Origin of the sequence: Parvibaculum sp. (genome assembly GCF_030694575.1) — a bacterium.
GTDB lineage: Bacteria > Pseudomonadota > Alphaproteobacteria > Parvibaculales > Parvibaculaceae > Parvibaculum.
In genome coordinates this window covers 20,852-29,242 of sequence record NZ_JAUYUS010000048.1, presented here as the reverse complement: position 1 = coordinate 29,242, position 8,391 = coordinate 20,852, and the positions used below count along the sequence as shown (strand labels likewise).

At 65.6% G+C, this 8,391-nt stretch carries 11 protein-coding genes; 7 read left to right on the top strand and 4 right to left on the bottom strand.

The annotated features are described in order from the left end of the window. Positions 1-830 (bottom strand): flagellar motor switch protein FliM (gene fliM / locus Q8S60_RS07560; protein ID WP_305668466.1); only part of this gene is annotated, 830 nt, incomplete at its 3' end. Between the two features lie 27 nt (positions 831-857). Then, complete coding sequence (locus tag Q8S60_RS07555; protein WP_305276618.1) at positions 858-1,361, bottom strand: flagellar basal body-associated FliL family protein; 504 nt, start codon at positions 1,359-1,361, stop codon at positions 858-860. Positions 1,362-1,707: 346 nt separating this feature from the next. Between Q8S60_RS07555 and flgF the strand changes: the two genes are divergently transcribed. Genes flgF through flgH form a run of 4 tightly spaced genes read left to right on the top strand, consistent with a single transcriptional unit; the run spans position 1,708 to position 5,014 of the window. Further along, positions 1,708-2,439 (top strand): flagellar basal-body rod protein FlgF, encoded by a 732-nt coding sequence (flgF, locus tag Q8S60_RS07550; RefSeq protein ID WP_305325597.1) that lies wholly within the window; start codon positions 1,708-1,710, stop codon positions 2,437-2,439. Between the two features lie 29 nt (positions 2,440-2,468). Next, positions 2,469-3,254, top strand: a complete 786-nt coding sequence (flgG, locus tag Q8S60_RS07545; RefSeq protein WP_305276616.1) for a flagellar basal-body rod protein FlgG — start codon at positions 2,469-2,471, stop codon at positions 3,252-3,254. Between the two features lie 12 nt (positions 3,255-3,266). Next, positions 3,267-4,247: a flagellar basal body P-ring formation chaperone FlgA gene (gene flgA / locus Q8S60_RS07540; RefSeq protein WP_305668465.1), complete on the top strand. Its 981-nt coding sequence runs from the start codon at positions 3,267-3,269 to the stop codon at positions 4,245-4,247. 32 nt (positions 4,248-4,279) lie between these two features. Further along, positions 4,280-5,014, top strand: a complete 735-nt coding sequence (gene flgH / locus Q8S60_RS07535; protein ID WP_305276614.1) for a flagellar basal body L-ring protein FlgH — start codon at positions 4,280-4,282, stop codon at positions 5,012-5,014. 88 nt (positions 5,015-5,102) lie between these two features. Here flgH and dksA read toward each other — a convergent pair whose 3' ends face one another. After that, positions 5,103-5,519, bottom strand: a complete 417-nt coding sequence (dksA, locus tag Q8S60_RS07530) for an RNA polymerase-binding protein DksA (protein ID WP_305276613.1) — start codon at positions 5,517-5,519, stop codon at positions 5,103-5,105. A 155-nt stretch (positions 5,520-5,674) separates the two neighbouring features. Then, positions 5,675-6,100, bottom strand: coding sequence for a flagellar assembly protein FliX (locus tag Q8S60_RS07525; RefSeq protein WP_305276612.1), 426 nt, complete (start codon positions 6,098-6,100; stop codon positions 5,675-5,677). A 302-nt stretch (positions 6,101-6,402) separates the two neighbouring features. On the opposite strand from Q8S60_RS07525, the gene Q8S60_RS07520 reads away from it, so the two are divergent. Genes Q8S60_RS07520 through Q8S60_RS07510 form a run of 3 tightly spaced genes read left to right on the top strand, consistent with a single transcriptional unit; the run spans position 6,403 to position 8,341 of the window. Continuing rightward, positions 6,403-7,539, top strand: a complete 1,137-nt coding sequence (locus Q8S60_RS07520) for a flagellar basal body P-ring protein FlgI (RefSeq protein ID WP_305276611.1) — start codon at positions 6,403-6,405, stop codon at positions 7,537-7,539. Beyond that, a complete protein-coding gene (locus Q8S60_RS07515; RefSeq protein ID WP_305276610.1) occupies positions 7,539-7,868 on the top strand; it encodes a rod-binding protein in 330 nt (109 codons plus the stop codon). Before Q8S60_RS07520 ends, Q8S60_RS07515 begins: the two co-directional genes overlap by 1 nt. Further along, positions 7,865-8,341 (top strand): hypothetical protein, encoded by a 477-nt coding sequence (locus Q8S60_RS07510; protein ID WP_305276609.1) that lies wholly within the window; start codon positions 7,865-7,867, stop codon positions 8,339-8,341. Before Q8S60_RS07515 ends, Q8S60_RS07510 begins: the two co-directional genes overlap by 4 nt. Positions 8,342-8,391 lie beyond the last annotated feature (50 nt).

Sequence of the window (8,391 nt, the reverse complement as noted above, 5' to 3'; positions counted from 1 at the left end):
TCCAGCGGCACCTTCGTCGCCCAGAGTTCGGTCGCCAGATGGCTTTCCCAGATCGTGTCGCGGCCGAATTTTTCGCCCATGAACATCTGCAGCAGAAGTTCGCGGATCGGTTCGAGCGTCGCATAAGGCAGCAGCAATTCGATACGCCCGCCGCGATCTTCCATGTCGACGCGCAGCTTCACCAGAATGGCGGCGTTGGCGGGCCTTGCAATGGCCGCAAAGCGCGGATTGGTTTCCATCCGGTCGAGTTCGAGCGTGACCGGCGACAGGGGCTCGAATGCCGCCTGCACGTCCTGCAGCACGACTTCGATCATGCGCTGGACGAGGTTGAGTTCGATGGTCGTGTAGGGACGGCCTTCGATGCGCATCGCCGCGGTGCCGCGCCGTCCGCCCAGGAGCACATCGACGATCGAATAGATCAGGTTCGAGTCGACCGTGAACATGCCGTAATTGTCCCACTGCTTCGCGCGGAAGACCGCGAGAATGGCGGGCAGCGGAATGGAGTTGAGGTAATCGCCGAAGCGAATCGACGACACGTTGTCGAGCGACACTTCCACGTTGTCGGATGTGAAATTACGCAGCGAAACCGTCATCAGGCGCACCAGCCTGTCGAACACGATTTCGAGCATCGGCAGACGCTCGTAGGAGACCAGCGCCGAATTGACGATCGCGTCGATGCCATGCCGCTGCGGCGTCGAACTTTCGTCCACCTCGAAGCCGAGCAGGCTGTCGATCTCGTCCTGGTTGAGCACGCGCTCCGGCGCTTTCGTCGCGGCCTCTGTGGCGGCGGCGAGCGCGTCCTGTCCTTGTTCCTTGAGATCGGCGGTCATGTAATCGGTCCCGCGCCTTCCTGTGGGTTATTGAACGATGATTTCCTTGAAGAGCACGTCCGTCACGAGCTGCTTCTGCGTGGCGAGCGTCAGGCGCCGCATCAGCTCTTCCTTGAGGCTGAGCATGCCCTGCGACCCTTCGAGATCTTCCGGGCGCAATTCGCGCAGGAATGTCTGGAAACCGTCCAGCACGCGCGGCATCTCGTGTTCGAGCAGCACCATCGCTTCCTTGTCGACCACCTGCAGCGCCACGGTCAGCTTCAGATAATGCTGGGGCGGCGGCCCGCTCAGGTTCACGAGGAAGTCCGGCAGGTCGTAGAACACCGGTACGGGCGCGACGGCCACGACTTCTTCCTCTTCGGCGGAGCCACCGAGGATGCCCGACATATAGACGCCCACGCCCGCGCCGATCAGAAGCAGCATCGGCAACGCGACATAGAGCACGAGCACTTTCCCGGCGAGCCGGCGTTTTACCGGTTGCTCGGAGACTTCTTCTTCGTCGTCGGAAATATCAGCGTCGACTGCCGCCATTTTGACTATGCCCCACCTGACATGAAGGCCCGGCCACCTGCCCGGCCCGGGAATGCTTCAATCCACCGCGGCATATTTGCCGCTCGAAACGGATGCTCGCCGACTTTGGTTAATGAAGCGTTGGCGGAATGCCCCGTCTCGAATTTGTCTTAAGAGATTGTTGCGCGGCGCCGGCTCGCCGGGCGGCAGAAACTACCCGGTAAAGCCTTCCGCGAACCGTCGCCCGCGCCGCCCCGGATACGCCAACCCGTTGATTTGACTCGGGTTTCCAACTGGCACAGCCCCTGCACATCTGCAGGCGGCGCCACGCTTGCGCCAGTGCATTCAAACGGACGCCGGCATCGACATGGAAAACGCCCTTCTCGTAGGTCTCTCGCGCCAGATGACGATGGCACGCGAAATGGCGACCATCGCGAACAACATCGCGAACATGAACACCACCGCCTACAAATCCGAGGCGATGCTGTTCGAACAGTTCATGACGACGGACGCTTCCGAGGACAGTCCCGACAACGTCATCCGTTTCGTCCAGGATGTCGGCCAGCACCGCAACACGCGCGACGGCGCGCTCCAGACGACCGCGAACCCCTTCGACGTCGCGATCACCGGCGAGGGCTTCTTCCGCATCGAAACGCAGGAGGGCGTCCTCTACACCCGCAACGGCAACTTCACGCTCGACAATGAAGGCCGGCTCGTGACCTCCGCCGGCGACCCCGTGCTCACCGATGCGGGAGGCCCGATCACCTTCGCCCGCGACGAAACCGACATCACCATTGCCCGCGACGGCACGATCTCCACGGATCGCGGCCAGCGCGGCAAGCTCGCCATCGTCACCTTCGAAAACCAGCAGGACATGAAGAATGTCGGCAACTCCCTGCTTTCCACCGCGCAGGAAGAAGTGCCCGCCACCGACATCCGGCTCGTCCAGGGCGCGCTCGAAGGTTCGAACGTCAACCCCATCCTCGAAATGACCAACATGATCGAGGTTACGCGCTCCTACGCGAGCGCGCAGAAGCTCATCGACCAGGCGGACCAGATGCGCCGCAAAGCCATTCAGGATCTCGGAGCGGCGGCCTAAGGCCGGCCCGCAAGTAAGGAAGAAACGCTATGCAGTCGCTCAGCATCGCCGCCACCGGCATGATGGCCCAGCAGCTCAATGTCGAGGTGATCTCGAACAACATCGCCAACATGAGCACGACCGGCTTCAAGCGCGGCCGCGCCGAATTCCAGGATCTGCTCTATCAGAACTTGCGGCGCGTCGGTGCGAACTCGTCGGACGCGGGCACCATCGTCCCGGCCGGCGTGCAGGTCGGCCTCGGCGTCAAGACCGCCGCGGTCAATCGCATCATGACCCAGGGCAACATGGACAACACCGAGAACAAGCTCGATGTCGCCATTCAGGGCCGCGGCTACTTCCGCATCGAACTGCCGAGCGGCGACGACGCCTATACCCGCGCCGGCTCCTTCCACATCAGCGCGGACGGCCAGCTCATCACCGCCGACGGCTACACCCTTGCCCCCGGCATCACCATTCCGCCCGAGGCGACCGACATCGCCATCAGCGCCGACGGACAGGTGCAGGTCGCCATCCCCGGCCAGACCGCGCCGCAGATCGTCGGCCAGATGGAACTTGTCGCCTTCGCCAATGAAGGCGGTCTCGATCCGCTCGGCGGCAATCTCTTCGCGGAAACGCCGGCCAGCGGCGCGCCGACCATCGGCACTCCAGGCAATGACGGTCTCGGCAGCGTGCTTCAGGGTTTCCTCGAAACCTCGAACGTGAACGCGGTCACCGAAATCACCTCGCTCATCACCGCCCAGCGCGCCTACGAGATGAACGCGAAGATCATCACCGCATCCGACGAAATGATGTCCGTCACATCGAACATGAAGTAAGGGCTGAAAGAGATGTTGTCGCGTATCGCTGCCGTCGCCGCCGCAATCCTCGCCCTCGCCTCTGCCGCGCAGGCCGCCGAGCTTCGTCCCGCCGTCACCGTCGCCGGAACCGCCGTCACGCTCGGCGATCTCTTCGACGACGCGGGCGCCGCCGCCGGCGTTGCCGTCGCCAACGCGCCCGCGCCCGGCCTTCGTACCGAAATTTCCGTCTCGCGCATCTCGCTTGCCGCGCGCCGCAACGGCATCGAATGGCGCAACGACGCCGGCCTCACCCACGTCGTCGTCGCGCGCAGCGGCCTGGCGGTGCCGGACGAGGATGTCGCGGCCGCCATCGCCGCCGCCGTCGAAACCCGCTCGACCGCCCTGCCCTCCGCCGCCGTCCTGCAGGTCGACTTCACCAACGGCATGGCCGGCATCCAGGTCGCCGAGACCGCCGAACCGACCGTCAGCGTCGAACAGATTTCCTACAACACCCGCAGCGGCGCCTTCACCGCCATCGTCCGCGCGCCCGCCGGCGACATGCTGAGCCCGCTCCGCCGCGTCACCGGCCGCGCCTATGCCGTGCTCGACGTGCCGGTCCTCACCCGCGACATGCAGCCGGGCGACGTCGTCCGCCAGCAGGACATCGACTGGGTGCGCCTGCCCGCCAACCGCGTCAGCCAGAACATGATCGCCTCCCTCGACCACCTCGTCGGCATGTCGCCGCGCCGCCCCGCCCGCGCGGGCGAGCCGCTGCGCCAGTCGGACATGTCTCCGCCGATCGTCGTCGACAAGGGCGCGCAGGTCGACGTAACCCTCGTCTCCGGCTCGCTCACCCTCCCCGCGCGCGGCCGCGCGCTCCAGAGCGGCGCCGTCGGCGACATCGTCAACGTACTGAACACCCGTTCCAACCGCACCCTGCAGGGCGTCGTCACCGGACCGAACATGGTCACCATCGACACGCCCGGTGCCGCCCACGCGGCGAGCCTCGCCCGCGCCGCCGACAATTCCTGACGCCGAAGTTCCGATCGCAAAGGCCAATAAAAATGTACGGTAATGTTTCCCGCCTCGCTTCGATTGCCCTCCTCGCCGCCGCGCTTGCCGGCTGCAGCGCCGTCGACCGCGTCTCGAACATCGGCAAGGCGCCCGACTTCGCGCCCATCGCCTCGCCCGCGACGACCGTCTCGATGCCGATGCCCGAACCCGAGCAGGTCGTCTACCAGCCGAACTCGCTCTGGCGCTCCGGCTCGCGCGCCTTCTTCCGCGACCAGCGCGCCGCCCGCGTCGGCGACATCCTGACCGTCCTCATCGGCATCGCCGACAGCGCCAAGGTCAACAACTCGACCAAGCGCAGCCGCGCCAACGCCGAAGACGCGGAACTCGGCAACCTGTTCGGCTACGAAAATTATCTCGGCAAGGTCTTCCCCGACGGCGTCGACAAGGACAACCTCGCCCGCCTCGGCAGCACCAGTTCGAGCGCCGGCACCGGCTCCGTCGACCGCAAGGAATCGATCGACCTCACCGTCGCCGCCGTCGTCACCCAGGTGCTCCCCAACGGCAACCTCGTCATCGCCGGCCGTCAGCAGGTGCGCGTGAACTACGAAGTGCGCGACCTCGAGGTCACAGGCATCGTCCGCCCCGAGGACATCTCCAACACCAACACCATCGCCCACACGCAGATCGCCGAAGCCCGCATCGCCTATGGCGGCCAAGGCCAGATCAGCGACGTGCAGCAGCCGCGCTACGGCCAGCAGCTCTTCGACATCGTCATGCCGTTCTAGAGACGACTGTCGGCGCGCCGACGCGCCGGAAAAAGAAAAACGCGGCCTCCCGGGGCCGCGTTTTTATTTCGTCTCCATGCCGGCACGCTCAGTCGTCGCGATAGACCTTCTCGCGCCGCTCATGCCGCTCCTGCGCCTCGATCGACAGCGTCGCGATCGGCCGCGCGTCGAGACGCTTCAGGCTGATCGGCTCGCCCGTCTCCTCGCAATAGCCGTATGTGCCGTCGTCGATCCGGCGGATCGCGGCGTCGATCTTGGCGATGAGCTTGCGCTGGCGGTCGCGCGTCCGCAGTTCGAGCGAGCGCTCGGTCTCGGAAGACGCGCGGTCGGCGAGATCGGGATGCTGCACACTGTCATCCTGGAGATGCTGCAGCGTCTCGCGGTTCTCCTTGAGGATATCCTCTTTCCATTTCTCGAGCTTGCGGCGGAAGTATTCCTTCTGCCGCTTGTTCATAAATGGTTCGTCGTCTGACGGCATATAGCCTTTGGGCAAACGGACAGCCATCCTTGGCAATCTTTCTCGTAACGCGGAACCCCAGCCGAAACGCGGCGGAGTATAGGGAGAGGGGTCACGATTCTCAACCGCTCAAAACCCGCCAAGCCGGTGAAATATCTGTGAAATCCTTCGGCGGCCCGCCCGGGCCGGAAGGCGGACGAAACCTAGCCTTTAGTATAGGTTCCGAACTTCGCCAGTTCCACCCGCGCGCGCAGCTCGATCTGGTCGAGCACCTCGCGCAGCATCGGGTCGCCGACGGCACCGAGCTGGCGTTCCACCACGCTCAGCAGCCTGGAAAGCTTGGCCTTGGGCACCCGGCCCAGCAGCAGCGCAAGCTTGATATCGTCCAGAATATCCAGCATTTCCTCGCCCCGGGCGACCGCCTTGCGGCGCGGCGCATGGAGCGCATCGTCGGTTTCCTGCAGCGCCAGCAGCGCATCGACGGCGGTGAGAGAGGCAGGCCCCGAAAGCCCGGCCGCGCCCCGCGTCGCCGCGGCGCCCGCCGGCGCGAAGCCGCTGCCGCCGCTTCGGACGGATGTGGCGCGCGCGCCCCCCGCCTGCGATGTTGCCCTGGTATTGCCGATCTTCATCTGGGTTTCCCCGATCCCCGAAGCCGGAAACGTTCCGGTTCCTCCAAAATGGACCGGCACCCCTTAAAGTGGCGTTAACCCTGACCCGCAAGCCCCCGCATGGGGAAAAGGCCAAAGGGGCAGGATTTGCCGGTCCGCGCCGCCGCCGCCCGGCAATCCGCGCCCTTTCACCGCCGGCCGCAGCCCCGGCCCAAAAGAAATACAAGCAAAATCAAATACTTGGAGGTGGACGCCCGGCCCCCGCCCCATGGCATGGCTTTCGCTTATAGGAGCCCGTATCGCAGCGATTAAACGGTCGTTTCATGTCCCGGCTCATTGCCCTCCATTTCCGTTCCTTCCTGACGCTGGCGCTCGCCTGCCTGCTCGCCGCCCTCGATCCGGCCGGCGCACAGGCCAGTTCCCGCATCAAGGACATCGTCGATGTCGAGGGCATCCGCGACAACATGCTGGTCGGCTACGGCCTCGTGGTCGGCCTCAACGGCACGGGCGACACGCTCCGCAACGCCCCCTTCACCCAGCAGAGCCTCATCGGCATGCTGGAGCGCCTCGGCGTCAACACGCGCGGCACCTCGCTGAAAACGGCAAACGTCGCCGCGGTCATGGTCTCCGCCAATCTTCCCGCCTTCGCCGCCCAGGGCACCCATATCGACGTGACCGTCAGCGCCCTCGGCGACGCGACCAACCTCCAGGGCGGCGTCCTCCTCGTCACGCCTCTCATGGGCGCCGACGGCCAGGTCTATGCCGTCGCGCAGGGCTCGCTCGCCACCGGCGGTTTCGCCGCCCAGGGCGAGGCCGCCTCCGTCGTGCGCGGCGTGCCGACCAACGGCCGCATCGCCAACGGCGCCATCGTCGAGCGCGAACTGGACTTCCGGCTTTCCGACCTGCGCTCGCTCCGCCTCTCGCTGCGCAACCCGGATCTCACCACCGCGCAGCGCGTCGCCTCCGCCATCAACGCTTTCATCGGCACGCGGACCGCCATCGCCGACAACCCGACAACGGTGCAGCTCACCGTGCCGCCCGCCTATAATGGCGGCGTGGTCGCCCTCCTCACCGACATCGAGCAGCTCCGCGTCCAGCCCGACCTTGCCGCCCGCGTCGTCATCGACGAAGCCTCCGGCGTCATCGTCATGGGTCAGGATGTCCGCGTCAGCAAGGTCGCGATCGCGCAAGGAAATCTCACGATTTCCGTCAGCGAAACGCCGCAGGTCAGCCAGCCCTCGCCCTTCTCCACGCAAGGCGACACCGTGGTCGTGCCGCGCACCGACATCAAGGTGGACGAGGAACAGGGCAAGAAGCTCGGCATCATCGACGGCAGCATCAGCCTCAAGGAACTCGTCGACGGGCTGAATGCGCTCGGCGTCAGCCCCCGCGACATGATTACGATCCTTCAGGCGATCAAATCTTCCGGCGCCCTGCAGGCCGAAATCGAGGTGATGTGATGGACGCTCTCGCCGCCCTCCCCGCCTTCATCCACACGCCCGCGCAGCCGCCGCTCCATGCGGCGAAGTCCGGCGCGGCGGATGAAACGCGCGACCGGCGTGCCTGGGAAACCGCGCAGGATTTCGAGGCGCAGTTCGTCTCCACGCTTTTCCAGTCGATGTATCAGGGCGTCGGCGAAGACGATCCCTTCAGCGGCGGCCCGGGCGAAACCATGTTCCGCTCCATGCTCGTCGATCAGTACGGCAAGCAGATGGCGCAATCGGGCGGCATCGGCATTGCCGACGCCGTCTATCGCGAAATGCTGAAAATGCAGGAGATGCCCCAATGAACGAGCCCCGCCGCATCGCCGCCGAAACCCTCGCCCCCGTCGATCTGGTCGACCGCGTCCTCGCGCTCACCGCCGGCCTGACGGAAATCGTCGCCCGCGAGACGGCTCTGCTGCGCGACCGCGCCCAGGATGAGGTTGCCGCGCTCCAGCCGGAGAAAATCCGCCTCGCCAATGAATATGCGATGGACGTCCAGGCGATCCGTACACGCAAGGAACTCGTCGACCGTGCGCCCGCCGAGCGCGTCTCCCGCCTCAAATCCGCGATGATCGAACTCGACCGCGCCCTCGCCCTCAATACCGAGGCGCTCGATGCCGCAAAATCTGTCTCGGAAGGTCTCATCCGCATGGTCGCCGACGCCATGAGCGAGCGCGTCGCGCCCTCTCTCGGTTACGGCCGCAATGCCGCCCCCGCCGCCCGCCGCGCTTCGAACCCTGCCGGCGCCGGCTCCCTCACCCTCGACTCGCGCGTCTGACACAACCGGGCGTTAACCCGGTGGTAACCATAATGGCGCCGAAATGGCGC

Excerpts from the sequence above, each read along its gene's own strand:
- Q8S60_RS07515 (WP_305276610.1), top strand. The coding sequence starts at position 7,539 with ATGGACGCTCTCGCCGCCCTCCCCGCCTTCATCCACACGCCCGCGCAG.
- Q8S60_RS07510 (WP_305276609.1), top strand. The coding sequence starts at position 7,865 with ATGAACGAGCCCCGCCGCATCGCCGCCGAAACCCTCGCCCCCGTCGAT.
- flgH (WP_305276614.1), top strand. The coding sequence starts at position 4,280 with ATGTACGGTAATGTTTCCCGCCTCGCTTCGATTGCCCTCCTCGCCGCC.
- Q8S60_RS07520 (WP_305276611.1), top strand. The coding sequence starts at position 6,403 with ATGTCCCGGCTCATTGCCCTCCATTTCCGTTCCTTCCTGACGCTGGCG.
- Q8S60_RS07525 (WP_305276612.1), bottom strand. The coding sequence starts at position 6,100 with ATGAAGATCGGCAATACCAGGGCAACATCGCAGGCGGGGGGCGCGCGC.
- flgG (WP_305276616.1), top strand. The coding sequence starts at position 2,469 with ATGCAGTCGCTCAGCATCGCCGCCACCGGCATGATGGCCCAGCAGCTC.
- dksA (WP_305276613.1), bottom strand. The coding sequence starts at position 5,519 with ATGGCTGTCCGTTTGCCCAAAGGCTATATGCCGTCAGACGACGAACCA.
- flgF (WP_305325597.1), top strand. The coding sequence starts at position 1,708 with ATGGAAAACGCCCTTCTCGTAGGTCTCTCGCGCCAGATGACGATGGCA.
- flgA (WP_305668465.1), top strand. The coding sequence starts at position 3,267 with ATGTTGTCGCGTATCGCTGCCGTCGCCGCCGCAATCCTCGCCCTCGCC.
- Q8S60_RS07555 (WP_305276618.1), bottom strand. The coding sequence starts at position 1,361 with ATGGCGGCAGTCGACGCTGATATTTCCGACGACGAAGAAGAAGTCTCC.